At 51.8% G+C, this 15,085-nt stretch carries 16 protein-coding genes and 2 pseudogenes; 8 read left to right on the forward strand and 10 right to left on the reverse strand.

Annotated elements, in window-relative coordinates; translation table 11 throughout:
- Positions 1–36 precede the first annotated feature (36 nt).
- From prfH to lafU, 5 genes are all read right to left on the reverse strand, one after another.
- Positions 37–651, reverse strand: a complete 615-nt coding sequence (prfH, locus tag FTE26_RS11855; RefSeq protein ID WP_000602112.1) for a peptide chain release factor H — start codon at positions 649–651, stop codon at positions 37–39.
- On the reverse strand, positions 648–1,787 hold the full coding sequence (locus tag FTE26_RS11860; RefSeq protein WP_000528867.1) for an RNA ligase RtcB family protein: 1,140 nt from the start codon (positions 1,785–1,787) through the stop codon (positions 648–650). The genes prfH and FTE26_RS11860 overlap by 4 nt, the downstream gene beginning before the upstream one ends.
- Positions 1,788–2,032: 245 nt before the next feature.
- Positions 2,033–2,485: a GNAT family N-acetyltransferase gene (locus FTE26_RS11865; RefSeq protein ID WP_001059855.1), complete on the reverse strand. Its 453-nt coding sequence runs from the start codon at positions 2,483–2,485 to the stop codon at positions 2,033–2,035.
- On the reverse strand, positions 2,482–3,537 hold the full coding sequence (dinB, locus tag FTE26_RS11870; RefSeq protein WP_001226182.1) for a DNA polymerase IV: 1,056 nt from the start codon (positions 3,535–3,537) through the stop codon (positions 2,482–2,484). Before dinB ends, FTE26_RS11865 begins: the two co-directional genes overlap by 4 nt.
- A gap of 70 nt (positions 3,538–3,607) precedes the next feature.
- Positions 3,608–4,393, reverse strand: a complete 786-nt coding sequence (gene lafU, locus FTE26_RS11875; RefSeq protein ID WP_000207568.1) for a putative lateral flagellar export/assembly protein LafU — start codon at positions 4,391–4,393, stop codon at positions 3,608–3,610.
- Between lafU and FTE26_RS11880 the strand changes: the two are divergent.
- From FTE26_RS11880 to FTE26_RS11890, 3 genes and pseudogenes are all read left to right on the forward strand, one after another.
- Positions 4,359–6,077, forward strand: a pseudogene (locus FTE26_RS11880) (flagellar biosynthesis protein FlhA); the annotation flags it as partial. The gene lafU and the pseudogene FTE26_RS11880 overlap by 35 nt on opposite strands.
- A 104-nt stretch (positions 6,078–6,181) precedes the next feature.
- A complete protein-coding gene (locus FTE26_RS11885) occupies positions 6,182–6,460 on the forward strand; it encodes a type II toxin-antitoxin system HicA family toxin (RefSeq protein WP_000598760.1) in 279 nt (92 codons plus the stop codon).
- The gene (locus FTE26_RS11890) at positions 6,453–6,809 is read left to right on the forward strand and encodes a type II toxin-antitoxin system HicB family antitoxin (protein ID WP_001030483.1); all 357 of its coding nucleotides are present in this window, start codon (positions 6,453–6,455) and stop codon (positions 6,807–6,809) included. The genes FTE26_RS11885 and FTE26_RS11890 overlap by 8 nt, the downstream gene beginning before the upstream one ends.
- Before the next feature lie 56 nt (positions 6,810–6,865).
- Here FTE26_RS11890 and FTE26_RS11895 read toward each other — a convergent pair whose 3' ends face one another.
- Positions 6,866–7,639 carry a C40 family peptidase gene (locus FTE26_RS11895; RefSeq protein WP_000543895.1) on the reverse strand — a complete coding sequence of 258 codons (774 nt, stop codon included), beginning with the start codon at positions 7,637–7,639 and terminating at the stop codon, positions 6,866–6,868.
- A 185-nt stretch (positions 7,640–7,824) separates the two neighbouring features.
- On the opposite strand from FTE26_RS11895, the gene dinJ reads away from it, so the two are divergent.
- The 3 genes from dinJ (at position 7,825) to dpaA (ending at position 9,262) form a co-directional block, all read left to right on the forward strand.
- Positions 7,825–8,085, forward strand: coding sequence for a type II toxin-antitoxin system antitoxin DinJ (dinJ, locus tag FTE26_RS11900; protein WP_000729704.1), 261 nt, complete (start codon positions 7,825–7,827; stop codon positions 8,083–8,085).
- A 2-nt stretch (positions 8,086–8,087) separates the two neighbouring features.
- Positions 8,088–8,366 (forward strand): type II toxin-antitoxin system mRNA interferase toxin YafQ, encoded by a 279-nt coding sequence (gene yafQ, locus FTE26_RS11905; protein ID WP_000615976.1) that lies wholly within the window; start codon positions 8,088–8,090, stop codon positions 8,364–8,366.
- Positions 8,367–8,521: 155 nt separating this feature from the next.
- Positions 8,522–9,262 (forward strand): peptidoglycan meso-diaminopimelic acid protein amidase, encoded by a 741-nt coding sequence (gene dpaA / locus FTE26_RS11910; protein WP_001225679.1) that lies wholly within the window; start codon positions 8,522–8,524, stop codon positions 9,260–9,262.
- Here dpaA and FTE26_RS11915 read toward each other — a convergent pair.
- Together FTE26_RS11915 and lpcA are read right to left on the reverse strand one after the other, a co-directional pair.
- On the reverse strand, positions 9,233–10,000 hold the full coding sequence (locus FTE26_RS11915) for a class II glutamine amidotransferase (protein ID WP_000333380.1): 768 nt from the start codon (positions 9,998–10,000) through the stop codon (positions 9,233–9,235). The two genes, dpaA and FTE26_RS11915, sit on opposite strands and share 30 nt — an antisense overlap.
- A 205-nt stretch (positions 10,001–10,205) precedes the next feature.
- Entirely contained in the window at positions 10,206–10,784 is a 579-nt protein-coding gene (gene lpcA, locus FTE26_RS11920) for a D-sedoheptulose 7-phosphate isomerase (RefSeq protein ID WP_000284050.1), read from the reverse strand.
- A gap of 239 nt (positions 10,785–11,023) precedes the next feature.
- On the opposite strand from lpcA, the gene fadE reads away from it, so the two are divergent.
- Complete coding sequence (gene fadE / locus FTE26_RS11925) at positions 11,024–13,468, forward strand: acyl-CoA dehydrogenase FadE (protein ID WP_000973094.1); 2,445 nt, start codon at positions 11,024–11,026, stop codon at positions 13,466–13,468.
- A 42-nt stretch (positions 13,469–13,510) separates the two neighbouring features.
- Here fadE and ivy read toward each other — a convergent pair whose 3' ends face one another.
- Positions 13,511–13,957, reverse strand: coding sequence for an Ivy family C-type lysozyme inhibitor (ivy, locus tag FTE26_RS11930; protein WP_024198545.1), 447 nt, complete (start codon positions 13,955–13,957; stop codon positions 13,511–13,513).
- A 180-nt stretch (positions 13,958–14,137) separates the two neighbouring features.
- On the opposite strand from ivy, the gene yafV reads away from it, so the two are divergent.
- On the forward strand, positions 14,138–14,908 hold the full coding sequence (yafV, locus tag FTE26_RS11935; protein WP_001118055.1) for a 2-oxoglutaramate amidase: 771 nt from the start codon (positions 14,138–14,140) through the stop codon (positions 14,906–14,908).
- Between the two features lie 41 nt (positions 14,909–14,949).
- Here yafV and FTE26_RS11940 read toward each other — a convergent pair.
- Positions 14,950–15,085: pseudogene (locus FTE26_RS11940) on the reverse strand (ISAs1 family transposase); the annotation flags it as partial.

Genomic DNA, 15,085 nt, shown 5'->3' on the forward strand with positions numbered 1-15,085 from the left:
TGGCGTTTAATCGCCTTCCGGCAGTTTCATCCTTCATTATCCTTCGATAAAAGCCATCCCTGTAAATGTCCGTCTCGGGTTGCCACGTTCAATCTGGTGATGGAACATTCGCCGCTGCGATTTCAGCACCGCGCTATTTTCCTGTTGCTGCTGCTCCAGCTTCCAGGCAATCAGCAATCGTGCCAGCCGCTTGTTAGCATGCTGACTACGCTCTGACTGAACCTTCACGCTAATACCGGATGCCAAATGCGTGGCGCGTACCGCCGAGTCGGTTTTATTGACATGTTGACCGCCCGGCCCCGACGAACGCAACGTCTCATAACGGATTGCATCCGATTGTTCCTGCTCATCAGCGGTAAAACGCCCAATGCCCAGAAACCAGTTTTTGCGCCCATGATGAGGCCGATACGGACTCGGACAAATCCACTGAATAGTGCCGCACCAGCTTTCGCTTAATGCCCATGCGTTATCGCCATCCAGAGAAACCAGAGCTGAACGCAGCGTGTCAGAGTAGCGGCCCGTTTCTGTTTCCAACACCGTTACCGCGACGTCTTGTCGGGCAGCTTCTTTAATTAGCCTGTCCAGCGCCTTTTTCACTGCGAGACAACATTCTTCCGGCCCCTGCGCTGAGGAGAGTTGTAGCAAGATCATCCTTTTTTCCCTCCACTGTTTTTGAGCGTTAGCACCGGACGCAGCCGCGCGACAGGAATAATTAAACCGGCCTGCACCAGACATTGCACCACGCTTTCAGCCGATTTATAGGCTTGTGGCGCTTCTTCAAAGATGAGTTGTTTATCGCGACAAATTACCCGACTGCCAAGTTCAGTACGCGAGAGTTGCGTCGCCGTGTATTTCGCTGCCAGACGCCCTTTACACTCGGTGCGCCCCCATTTACGCCCTGCCCCATGCGCCAGCGAGTGGAGCGTTTTTTCGTTCGCAACAGGCTGTACAATCCAGGAGTAATCACCACGTGAACCGGGAATAATCACCAGACCGTTGTCATCCGGCGTGGCACCTTTACGATGCAACCAGCCCTGTTGATCGCCGATTTGACACGCGCTAACAAAGTTATGCGCCACATCCAGAACCGGACTTCCCGTGGCCTTAACTTGTTGCATTATGCGCAAAGCGATCATCTGGCGATTAATACACGCAAACGCCAGCGCATCGTCATGTTCCGCAATATACCGTAGCGCGTCGTCACTGCCTTGAGGCAAACCATGATGCGAGAACGAGGCAATATGCCGCTGTAAAATAGACTGCCCCACCCCCCGCGAGCCGCTATGAACCAACAGTTGCAGATGTTGTGCATCCAGACCTGCCAGTGCAAACAGTTCAGCGTTGAAGATTTGATCAACTTGTTGCAGTTCAGCGAAATGATTGCCGCCACCGATAGAGCCAAGCGAGCTGCGCCACGGATGCTGTGCAAATGCTGACGGCAGGTTTTCCTCCAGCCAGCTTTCTTCAGCAACGTCATCCAGATCTGATAATCGCTTTTCAAACTTATCGGCGTTGTATTTGCGAGTGAGAATATCTGTTTGCCATAGCGCCATACCGCAGCCGATATCATTGCCGACCAGTGCCGGATAAAAACGACCAACAGAGAAGAACGCTGCGCCAATCGGATAGCCGCGTCCGGGATGTAAATCTGGCATCCCCACTACGCGCTGCATGTTGGGTAAATTTGCCGTGGTGTGTAATTGTTGGATCGCTAAACTCTCGATCCACAGGTCATCAGATGCGATGGTAAATACCGCATCGGATAAGGGACGAATATAATTGCCCATATACCATTCCGTAAATAGACTCGTCATACTTCAAGTTGCATGTGTTGCGACTTGAATTATTGAGAGTAACAATTAAAAAATCAGGAAATGGCAGACGAATCCAGGGCAAGAAAAAAAGAATTAATCCTGGAAAGGTCTGCAAAGAGTCATTGATAAAGGATTTGTCATGATTTACCTCCTTGCAGTTTGTGGAATAAGAAAACGCGCACATACTAGGCTTGCGTTATTTTCATTGCAAGCTGGATTTAATGTTGCTGTTTATAACGCATATAAAAATTAATAAACCACTCTCCCCGACATTCAACGCGTTGCTGCTTAACTGTCTGAAAACCATAACGTTCAAAAAAGGGTTTTGCGGTTATGCTTGCGTCCACCGTAAGTTCGGATTCAGACTTAATCAAAGGTTTTAACAAAGCGCTGGCAACCCCACGGCGGGTGTATTCAGGGTCAACAAATAACATATCGATATAGTGTTCAACGCAGGTAATAAAGCCGACCAGTTTTGCATTAATGACTGCAACCCGCACTTGTGATTTCGCGAGTTTCTCCTTCCAGCGAGATTCGTCAATCTGCGCCCAGGCGGCAATTTGTTGTGGTGAATAATGCTGACTGGCAGTCATCGTAACCGCTCTAATGAAAATAGCGCATAGTTGCTGAAAATCGCCAGGCTGATAGTCTCTTATTTGTATGTTATTCATAATCCCAGCACCAGTTGTCTTTCCATTTGCGGGTCAAGCAACGTCACATGCAGCCCCACCAGTCGCACACCGCGCCCGCCGCGGCGTTCATCCCAGGTTTTACGCGCGGTGGCGATTAAGTCAGCTTTATTCAGCCGCGGCCAGACGTGCTCCTGAGTGGTTTGCTGAAAATCGTCGAACTTTAATTTCACCCCCTGGCGGGCAATCAGTAAATCAGGTTTTACCTTTGCCAGACGGCGTTCAAGTTCCGGATACAGCCGCTCGATAATCGCTTCACATTCAGACCAGTGGTGGATATCTTCCGCCATCGTGCGTTCCACGCCGACGGATTTTCGCAACCGTTCGCTGTTAACGTCGCGCTCGTCAATCCCCTGACTACGCTCCCACAAAATGCGGCCAAATTTGCCAAAGCGTTTAAGCAGTATCACCAGATCACACTTTTGTACATCACCGCAGGTCCGCAGCCCCATCGCTTCCAGTTTTGCCGCCGAGACTTTGCCGACGCCGGGGATTTTTGCCAGCGGTAAGGTTTGTAAAAATGCCGGAACTTCTGCCGGCGTAATCACAAACTGACCGTTGGGTTTATTCATGTCGGAGGCGATTTTGGCGAGAAACTTTACTGGTGCCACGCCCGCAGACGCTGTCAGTTGCAGCTCGCTGAAAATCGTCTGGCGGATTTCCTGGGCGATGAGGGTCGCAGAACCGTGGCAATGGACGCTATCGGTGACGTCGAGATAAGCCTCATCCAGTGACAACGGTTCAATACGCGAGGTGTAGCGCGAGAAGATTTCACGGATATGATTTGAGGCTTCTTTGTAGGCGTCAAAGCGCCCCGGAAGCAAGGTGAGATGCGGGCATAATTTGAGCGCCATCCCTGTCGGCATAGCGCTACGTACGCCAAATTTACGCGCGGGATAATTGGCGGTGCTGATCACCCCCCGACGTTCGCGGCTGCCGCCAATAGCAATAGGGATATCGCGCAGGGCGGGATTGTCGCGCATCTCCACCGCTGCGAAAAAGCAGTCCATATCCACATGAATGATTTTACGCATTACTCACCTCTCAACACTGGTAAAGTATACAGTGATTTCAGGGTTTGAGAAATGCGTAAAGATTCAGCATTTAACGCGTTCGCTGCGAAAGCACCTGCTGCTTATCCAGCTTTTGCACCAGCGGCTGCACCACTTTATCCCCATGCTGACCAAAGTATTGATACAGCGTATCGGACGCACTTTTGGTCAGCACCATAATCTCAATGCGCCGGTTGCCCGCGCTTTGCGGATTTTTGGAATCCAGCAGCATCTGGTCCGCCATTGCGCTTACCTGCATCACTTTATCTTCCGGCATTCCGGCCTCTTCCAGCACCCGACGAGCCGAAAGCGCGCGGTCACCCGAAAGGTTCCAGTTGTTGTAGATATTGTTTTTGTAAGCCATCGCATCGGTATGCCCGGTAATAATAATTTTGTTATCGAGCGAGTCGAAAACTGGCGCGAGCTCCACCAGCAGCGTTTTAAAGAACGGCATAATCTGCGCGCTGCCGCGTTCGAACATATTGCGATTCTGGTCGTCTTTAATCAGCACGCGTAATCCCTGGGGAACAATCTCCATCTCCAGATTCGCTTCCATATGCGCATCACGGGCAATGGTGGTGATACTGGTTGCCAGCTCGCCAAGCTCGGTGGCGGATTTCTTCTTCAGCAGCGCCGTTTTCTCATTGACGTCGCGCGCTTTTTTCTCCGTTTCTTCCGGCACCGCCACGGTGGCAGGTTTTGGCGGATGAGACGGGCTGATTTTATTTAACGGCGACAGCCCACCACCGTTAAAAATCGACTGCCCGTGCAGCGCGGCGATAATGCTTTCACGCTCGGATTTACTGACGCTGTTGACAATCAACTTTATTGTCGTCACCAAAGGGGCCGAGCGTATTTCCGAGGTTTCAGCCCGCTTTACCCTGGATGCGATGCCCGGTAAGCAGATGGCGATTGACGCCGATCTTAATGCCGGGTTGATCAATCAGGCGCAGGCACAAACCCGACCTAAAGATGTTGCCAGCGAGGCCGATTTCTACGGCGCGATGGACGGGGCATCGAAATTTGTGCGCGGGGATGCTATCGCCGGGATGATGATTCTGGCGATCAACCTGATCGGCGGCGTCTGTATCGGGATCTTCAAATACAACCTGAGCGCCGACGCCGCCTTCCAGCAGTATGTGCTGATGACCATCGGCGACGGGCTGGTGGCGCAAATCCCTTCCCTGCTACTCTCCACCGCGGCGGCGATTATCGTCACCCGCGTCAGCGACAACGGCGATATCGCCCATGACGTGCGTAACCAGTTGCTGGCAAGCCCGTCGGTGCTCTACACCGCTACCGGAATTATGTTCGTACTGGCGGTAGTGCCGGGAATGCCACATCTGCCGTTTTTGCTGTTCAGCGCCCTGCTTGGCTTTACCGGCTGGCGGATGAGCAAACGCCCGCAGGCGGCGGAAGCGGAAGAGAAAAGTCTCGAAACGCTGACCCGCACCATCACCGAAACCAGCGAGCAACAGGTCAGTTGGGAAACCATTCCGCTGATCGAGCCCATCAGCTTAAGCCTCGGCTACAAGCTGGTGGCGCTGGTGGATAAAGCGCAGGGCAACCCGCTCACCCAGCGGATTCGCGGCGTGCGGCAGGTGATATCCGACGGTAACGGCGTGCTGCTGCCGGAGATCCGTATTCGGGAAAACTTCCGCCTCAAGCCCAGCCAGTACGCTATTTTCATCAACGGCATTAAGGCTGATGAAGCGGATATTCCGGCGGATAAACTGATGGCCCTACCCTCCAGCGAAACCTACGGCGAAATTGACGGCGTGCTGGGGAACGACCCGGCGTACGGGATGCCGGTGACCTGGATCCAGCCCGCGCAGAAAGCGAAGGCGCTGAATATGGGGTATCAGGTGATCGACAGCGCCAGCGTGATTGCCACGCATGTGAATAAGATTGTGCGTAGCTATATTCCTGATTTATTTAACTATGACGATATTACGCAGTTGCATAACCGTTTGTCGTCGATGGCACCGCGCCTGGCGGAAGATTTAAGCGCGGCGCTGAATTACAGCCAGTTGCTGAAAGTGTACCGCGCGCTGCTGACCGAAGGCGTTTCCCTGCGCGATATCGTCACCATTGCCACCGTGCTGGTCGCCAGTAGCGCGGTGACCAAAGATCATATTCTGCTGGCAGCTGATGTGCGCCTGGCGCTGCGGCGAAGCATTACCCATCCGTTCGTTCGCAAGCAGGAGCTGACGGTGTATACGCTGAATAATGAGCTGGAAAATCTGCTGACCAACGTGGTGAATCAGGCGCAACAGGGCGGGAAAGTGATGCTCGACAGCGTGCCGGTCGATCCGAATATGCTCAACCAGTTCCAGAGTACGATGCCGCAGGTGAAGGAGCAGATGAAAGCGGCGGGGAAAGACCCGGTGCTGCTGGTGCCGCCGCAGTTGCGCCCTTTGCTGGCACGCTATGCGAGGTTGTTTGCGCCGGGGCTGCATGTGCTGTCGTATAATGAAGTGCCGGATGAGCTGGAGTTGAAGATTATGGGAGCGTTGAGTTGATGAGGATTCTTTTCCATGCTTTGCATGCATCTGACACCATTGATTGACGTCACATTGCAAACATACTACGATGACACCATACAATGACGTCATGGATTGATAGTATGATTAAGGTCAGCGCGCTAGGCTCCCGCCATAGAAAAACATTCGACGATGTAATGACGGAGCCGCCAAAATCTGGAATTAAATGGGATGATGTTGTTGCGCTCATTAAAGCGGTGGGTGGAACAATAAAAAATAACAATGGGTCCAGAAGGAAATTTCAGATTGGAACGACCAAATTCAGTACACATGAGCCACATCCAAAGAATGTGATGGATAAAGGTGCAGTAGCAGGTCTTAAGGAGTGGTTTGTTAACTGTGTAGGGGTAGATTATGAATAAAGCATCGAACATTATCACAATTAAAGGTCAACCAGCCGCAGTGACATTTGAAGCCGATATCAACGCATTTCGCGGCAAGTTCCTCAATGTAAACGGTTATTGTGACTTTGTAGCCACAAGCATTGAGGCATTATATCGTGAGGGCGAAAGCGCGCTGGATGAGTGGATGGCGGATTGTGAAGAGGACGGTATTGCCCCTTTTCGTGAAGAAGAAGAGCAAAAACGCCTGACGCTTCGTGTTCCTCATCACATTGATTCGCGGCTGACCATCGTCGCCAGACAACATTCCATTTCAAAAAACCAGCTCATTGTTGATGTCTTAGAACGTGAGTTTTCAGCCCATATGTAAACAAGTCGGATGCCGCGTGGCATCCGGCCTTTTGCCAGTTCGTCAATATTACCCATTTACAAAATCGTCTCTTCCGTCAAAATCCTGCGCGCGCCCAAAAAATGGTCCTGCCAGAAAGGTTCGGCTAACCGGCTTACCCGAATGGTTTCCCCGGTGCGCGGCGACTCGATAAACTGACCATCGCCCAGATACACCCCCATATGATCGGCAATCTCGCGGCTGTGGATATGGAAAAACAGCAAATCTCCCCGGCGCAGGTCGTTATTCGCCACAATCGTTGCCCGATGGTAGTGATACATCTCGTTGGCCGTGCGTGGGAGCTTCGCCTCAAGGATCTTGTTGTAGGCATAGAAAACCAACCCGCTACAGTCGAAGCCTTGATCGGGCCGCGTGCCGCCCCATACGTAAGGCTTGCCAAGCTGTTGCTCCAGACGGTGAATCGCTACTTCGGTGATGTTATGCAGATGGTCGCTGCTTAAGAAATGGTTGTTTTCCGCCAGCGCCTGCCAGCGTCTGTCACTCGCCTTGAGCGGCGCAGGAAACCATTCTGGATGCTGTTTTATCTGTTCGCGGTTGTGCTGGCGTAGCGCCCTTCTGCTTTCGGCATTGCCTTCCACAATATAGCTGGCCTGTTTTTTCAGATGGGTTTGGTACTGTTTTAATAAACGCGCACGATTTTGCATCCGCTGGCGGGCGGCGTAGCTGAAAGTGATATGTGATGTGGTGGCGCTGGCAAATGAAGAAAACGGCAAGCAAAGCAACAGTAATCCCGACAACACAAAAGAGGGAATCGACGGCAAGGACATACTCAATAATGGCTGATCATGCATTGATGTTGCAGTGTATCCCGGCCCGTACCTGAACAAACTTAATAAACCATTATTATAAAATTAATAAATATATTTCAGTTAATTATGTAAAAACATCCGTTTATTAAATTACTCATGGATTGTCGCTGTTGCTCATTTGAGCTACAATTCAAGCTGAATAAATATACAGCACAGGAGATACCCCAATGGCTGCTAACGCATTTGTTCGCGCCCGAATCGATGAAGATCTGAAGAATCAGGCGGCGGACGTACTGGCCGGGATGGGGCTGACCATCTCTGACCTGGTTCGCATAACCCTCACAAAGGTCGCGCGTGAAAAGGCATTGCCGTTTGATTTACGCGAGCCTAATCAATTAACCATTCAATCAATCAAAAACAGCGAAGCTGGCGTTGATGTTCATAAGGCCAAAGACGCCGATGATTTATTTGATAAATTAGGAATTTAAATATGATTCAAAGGGATATTGAATACTCGGGACAATTTTCAAAGGATGTAAAACTTGCACAAAAGCGTCATAAGGATATGAATAAATTGAAATATCTTATGACGCTTCTTATCAATAATGCTTTACCGCTTCCAGCTGTTTATAAAGACCACCCGCTGCAAGGTTCATGGAAAGGTTATCGCGATGCTCATGTCGAACCGGACTGGATCCTGATTTACAAACTTACCGATAAACTTTTACGATTTGAGAGAACTGGAACTCACGCGGCGCTCTTTGGGTAAAGCACGCTGCCGATGAAATTTGTAAACCCTGCGCCGACAGGCTTGCGTAAAACTCTTTTGGTGATAATGTGAGCCTTCCAAATCCAGACTATTCCGATTTGGGATCTATTTTGCCGTCCTGGCGTGTGTAACCGTTTTATCAAGGAATAAGCAGTATGCGTAAAATCGCATTAATTCTTGCGATGTTGTTGATCCCGTGCGTTTCGTTTGCCGGTTTGCTGGGCAGCAGTAGCTCGACCACGCCAGTGAGCAAAGAGTATAAGCAGCAGTTGATGGGATCCCCTGTCTACATCCAGATCTTCAAGGAAGAACGTACGCTCGATCTCTACGTCAAAATGGGCGAGCAATATCAGCTGCTCGACAGTTATAAAATCTGTAAATATTCCGGCGGCTTAGGGCCAAAACAGCGTCAGGGCGATTTCAAAAGCCCGGAAGGGTTTTATAGCGTCCAGCGTAATCAGTTAAAACCAGACAGCCGTTACTACAAAGCGATTAATATTGGTTTCCCCAATGCCTATGACCGTGCGCATGGTTATGAAGGGAAATACCTGATGATCCACGGCGATTGTGTTTCCATCGGCTGCTACGCAATGACCAATCAGGGTATTGATGAGATCTTCCAGTTCGTTACTGGTGCGCTGGTGTTTGGTCAGCCGAGCGTGCAAGTGAGTATTTACCCGTTCCGCATGACCGACGCCAATATGAAGCGCCATAAATATTCCAACTTTAAGGACTTCTGGGAGCAGCTGAAGCCGGGCTACGACTACTTTGAGCAAACCCGTAAGCCACCGACCGTTTCTGTGGTCAATGGCCGTTACGTGGTCAGCAAGCCGTTAAGCCACGAAGTTGTGCAGCCACAACTGGCATCAAACTACACGCTCCCCGAGGCAAAATAAGCGCCATTCGCCTGGCATAATCTTTTGCCAGGTTTCATTGCCCGTCAGCGGCTGTGTTGCAATCACCGTGACCACATCATTCGGTGTGGTCTGCGAGCTGAAGTCGATTTCCACATCCTGATCCAGCAGCGTTGCCACGCCAAACGGCGCGCGGCGGGTGATCCAGTGTAAATTAGTCGAGCAATACGCCATCACATAGCGCCCGTCAGAAAGCAGCATGTTGAAAACGCCCTTCTGCCGCAGTTCATCCGCCAGTGAGGCGATATATTTAAACACTGCCGCCATGTTGCCCGGTGTGCGCGGGTAACGCTGCGTTAATTTATGCAGGAGCCAGCAGAAGGCTTTTTCGCTATCGGTTTCACCGACCGGGCGGAAGTTGCCGGTTTCCAGTGATTTGTAGCCCGTCAGTTGTCCGTTATGGGCATAAGTCCAGTTACGCCCCCATAACTCGCGGGTAAATGGGTGAGTATTTTCCAGCGCCACCTCGCCCCGATTAGCCTGGCGAATATGAGCCACCACCGAACAGGATTTTATCGGGTAGTCCTGGACAAGTTTGGCGATGGGGGAATTAAAGCTGGGTTGTGGATCTTTAAATGTGCGACAGCCTTTACCTTCGTAAAAGGTAATGCCCCAGCCATCTTTATGTGGCCCGGTTCCACCACCACGCTGTACAAGTCCGGTGAAACTAAAGCAGATATCGGTAGGGACGTTGGCGCTCATCCCGAGCAATTCGCACATGGGTAACCTCCACAACAGCGGGAGCGAATGGCCCCCGGCGAAGATTGATTTAAGAATTTTCAGGTCGGATGCGGCGTAAACGAATTATTCGGCCTACGGTTCGGGTACAGATTTGTAGGCATGATAAGACGCGTCAGCATCGCATCAGGCATCAGCGCACAAGTGCCGGATGCGGCGTAAACGCCTTATCCAGCCTACGCCAGACTTACTTAACCATCTCTTTTTCAATTAACTGGATCAGGATATGGATCACTTTAATGTGAATCTCCTGAATGCGGTCGGCATAACCAAAGTGCGGTACGCGAATTTCGATATCCGCCGTGCCAGCCATTTTGCCGCCGTCTTTACCGGTCAGGGTGATCACTTTCATCCCCTTCTCACGCGCCGCTGCGATCGCTTTGATCACGTTTGCAGAGTTACCGGAGGTGGAGATCCCCAGCAGTACATCGCCTTCGCGACCTACCGCTTCAACGTAGCGGGAGAAAATATCATTGAAACCGAAATCATTACCGACGCAGGAAATATGACTAACGTCAGAAATAGCAATCGCCGGGTAGCCCGGACGGTTTTCACGGTAGCGACCGGTCAACTCTTCGGCAAAGTGCATAGCGTCGCAATGGGAACCGCCGTTGCCGCAGGAAAGCACTTTGCCACCGGCTTTAAAGCTGTCTGCTAACAGGACCGCCGCGCGCTGAATGGCGTGAATATTGGCGTCATCTTTTAAAAAGTTAGCCAGCGTTTCCGCCGCTTCGTTCAGTTCGTTACGAATAAGATCCTGGTACATGAGGATATCCTTCAGCATAAATGTAATAGACAAAATGCAGTGTACCGGATACCGCCAAAAGCGAGAAGTACGGGCAGGTGCTATGACCAGGACTTTTTGACCTGAAGTGCGGATAAAAACAGCAACAATGTGAGCTTTGTTGTAATTATATTGTAAACACATTGCTAAATGTTTTTACATCCACTACAACCATATCATCACAAGTGGTCAGACCTCCTACAAGTAAGGGGCTTTTCGTTATGATGATTTTGAGTATTCTCGCTACGGTTGTCCTGCTCGGCGCGTTGTTCTATCACCGCGTGAGCTTATTTATCAGCAGTCTGATTTTGCTCGCCTGGACAGCCGCCCTCGGCGTTGCTGGTCTGTGGTCGGCGTGGGTACTGGTGCCTCTGGCCATTATCCTCGTGCCATTTAACTTTGCGCCTATGCGTAAGTCGATGATTTCCGCGCCGGTATTTCGCGGTTTCCGTAAGGTGATGCCGCCGATGTCGCGCACTGAGAAAGAAGCGATTGATGCGGGCACCACCTGGTGGGAGGGCGACTTGTTCCAGGGCAAGCCGGACTGGAAAAAGCTGCATAACTATCCGCAGCCGCGCCTGACCGCAGAAGAGCAAGCGTTTCTCGACGGTCCGGTAGAAGAAGCCTGCCGGATGGCGAATGATTTCCAGATCACCCATGAGCTGGCTGATTTGCCGCCGGAGTTGTGGGCGTACCTTAAAGAGCATCGTTTCTTCGCGATGATCATCAAAAAAGAGTACGGCGGGCTGGAGTTCTCGGCTTATGCCCAGTCTCGCGTGCTGCAAAAACTCTCCGGCGTGAGCGGGATCCTGGCGATTACCGTCGGCGTGCCGAACTCATTAGGCCCGGGCGAGCTGCTGCAACATTACGGCACTGACGAGCAGAAAAATCACTATCTGCCGCGTCTGGCGCGTGGTCAGGAGATCCCTTGCTTTGCACTGACCAGCCCGGAAGCGGGTTCCGATGCAGGCGCTATCCCGGATACCGGGATTGTCTGCATGGGCGAATGGCAGGGCCAGCAGGTGCTGGGGATGCGTCTGACCTGGAACAAACGCTACATTACGCTGGCACCGATTGCGACCGTGCTTGGGCTGGCGTTTAAACTCTCCGACCCAGAGAAATTGCTGGGTGGCGCAGAAGATTTAGGTATTACCTGTGCGCTGATCCCAACCACCACGCCGGGCGTGGAAATTGGTCGTCGCCACTTCCCGCTGAACGTGCCGTTCCAGAATGGACCGACGCGCGGTAAAGATGTCTTCGTACCGATCGATTACATTATCGGCGGGCCGAAAATGGCCGGGCAAGGCTGGCGGATGCTGGTGGAGTGCCTCTCGGTAGGCCGCGGCATCACCCTGCCTTCCAACTCAACCGGCGGCGTGAAATCAGTAGCGCTGGCAACGGGCGCGTATGCTCACATTCGCCGTCAGTTCAAAATCTCTATCGGTAAGATGGAAGGGATTGAAGAGCCGCTGGCGCGTATTGCCGGTAATGCCTACGTGATGGATGCTGCGGCATCGCTGATTACCTACGGCATTATGCTCGGCGAAAAACCTGCCGTGCTGTCGGCTATCGTTAAGTATCACTGTACCCACCGCGGGCAGCAGTCGATTATTGATGCGATGGATATCACTGGTGGCAAAGGCATTATGCTCGGGCAGAGCAACTTCCTGGCGCGTGCTTACCAGGGCGCACCGATTGCCATCACCGTTGAAGGGGCCAACATTCTGACCCGCAGCATGATGATCTTCGGACAAGGAGCGATTCGTTGCCATCCGTACGTGCTGGAAGAGATGGAAGCAGCGAAGAACAATGACGTCAACGCGTTCGATAAACTGTTGTTCAAACATATCGGTCACGTCGGTAGCAACAAAGTTCGCAGCTTCTGGCTGGGCCTGACGCGCGGTTTAACCAGCAGCACGCCAACCGGCGATGCCACTAAACGCTACTATCAGCACCTGAACCGCCTGAGCGCCAACCTCGCCCTGCTTTCTGATGTCTCGATGGCTGTGCTGGGCGGCAGCCTGAAACGTCGTGAGCGCATCTCGGCACGTCTGGGGGATATTTTAAGCCAGCTTTACCTCGCCTCTGCCGTTCTGAAGCGTTATGACGACGAAGGCCGTAATGAAGCCGACCTGCCGCTGGTGCACTGGGGCGTACAAGATGCGCTGTATCAGGCTGAACAGGCGATGGATGATTTACTGCAAAACTTCCCGAACCGCGTGGTTGCCGGGCTGCTGAATGTGGTGATCTTCCCGACCGGACGTCATTATCTGGCACCTTCTGACAAGCTGGATCATAAAGTGGCGAAGATTTTACAAGTGCCGAACGCCACCCGTTCCCGCATTGGTCGCGGTCAGTACCTGACGCCGAGCGAGCATAATCCGGTTGGCTTGCTGGAAGAGGCGCTGGTGGATGTGATTGCCGCCGACCCAATTCATCAGCGGATCTGTAAAGAGCTGGGTAAAAACCTGCCGTTTACCCGTCTGGATGAACTGGCGCACAACGCGCTGGCGAAGGGGCTGATTGATAAAGATGAAGCCGCTATTCTGGTGAAAGCTGAAGAAAGCCGTCTGCGCAGTATTAACGTTGATGACTTTGATCCGGAAGAGCTGGCGACGAAGCCGGTAAAGTTGCCGGAGAAAGTGCGGAAAGTTGAAGCCGCGTAAATGAATAACGGAGCCGAAAGGCTCCGTTTCTTTATCCGCTAATTATTTAAAATTAAAGCCATCCGGATGGTTTTCCAGGCTGCCGGTCAACGCCGCGAACAACACCGTTTTACCATCAATCGAAAGCGCATCGTTCACATTCAGCCAGGTGAGTTTCTCTTGCGACGTTTTCTCATCAATAGTCGAGAACAGCCCCGTCATCTGATTAGATTTCTCGGACCACATCACAGCGATACGTTGCGAGCCACAGTCATGCGGTTTGCACGCGCTCATCACCTGATACGTCTCATCTCCCAACGTTACGGTTTGTGCGGGAGTATAAGTACCGCCTTTCATCACCCAGGCAGGCAGCTTATGCCCTTGTACCATCTGATTAAATGTAGCTTTGGTGGTTTCGCCCTTTGCAAGGCTGCTAATGGTTAAATCATCCTGCGCCATTGCACTGGTGGCGATGACCAGAGCGGCGACTGTCGTTATTGCCTTAAACATCATTCCTCCCGAGCTTATCCTGCCCATGTTATTAACCTCCTAAAGCCTGGCGATAACACGATAATTTGCAAATCAGATATTTCCAATATCAGCATTTGTTATCAATTTATTCTGCGCTAAGGCAACTGCCTGATAAGGTGTTAAAGTTATAAAACCCTTCGCATAAAGGAGTTGTACACCGTGCCTGGTTTGAAGATTACGCTTTTGCAGCAACCACTGGTGTGGATGGATGGCCCTGCCAACCTGCGTCATTTTGATCGTCAACTGGAAGGTATTACCGGGCGCGATGTGATCGTTCTACCGGAGATGTTTACCAGCGGCTTTGCCATGGAAGCGGCAGCTTCGTCGCTAGCACAAAATGACGTAGTGAACTGGATGACAGCTAAAGCGCAGCAGTGCAATGCGCTGATTGCAGGCAGTGTTGCATTACAAACGGAGTCTGGTTCGGTTAACCGCTTTTTGCTGGTTGAGCCGGGCGGCACGGTACATTTTTATGATAAGCGTCATCTGTTCCGCATGGCAGATGAGCATCTGCATTATAAAGCGGGCAATGCGCGAGTGATTGTGGAATGGCGCGGCTGGCGTATTTTGCCGCTGGTGTGCTACGACTTACGTTTTCCTGTGTGGTCGCGCAATCTCAACGATTATGACCTCGCCATCTACGTTGCCAACTGGCCTGCTCCGCGCTCTCTGCACTGGCAGGCATTGCTGACGGCCCGCGCGATTGAGAATCAGGCGTATGTGGCGGGATGCAATCGCGTCGGCAGCGATGGCAACGGCTGCCATTATCGCGGTGACAGCCGGGTGATTAACCCGCAGGGCGAGATTATCGCTACTGCCGACGCGCATCAGGCAACGCGCATTGATGCGGAGCTGTCGATGGTGGCATTGCGGGAATATAGAGAAAAGTTTCCGGCATGGCAGGATGCGGATGAGTTTAGGTTGCGGTGAGTGGGGGTTGTGTTTAAGGCTGGGGGAGAGTCGGGGTAAGACTACGAAAGCCCGCTCTCCGCAAGGACTGACGCCAGATAGTTTCTGTCCATAGCTGCTTTTCGCATCTTACGTCTTAACCCTGCCTTGAATACCTTATCATTCGTCAAAATATTAATAGCGATGTGCCGTATCCCT

Origin of the sequence: Escherichia sp. S10b, from assembly GCF_028421345.1 — a bacterium.
Taxonomy (GTDB): Bacteria; Pseudomonadota; Gammaproteobacteria; order Enterobacterales; family Enterobacteriaceae; genus ECMA0423.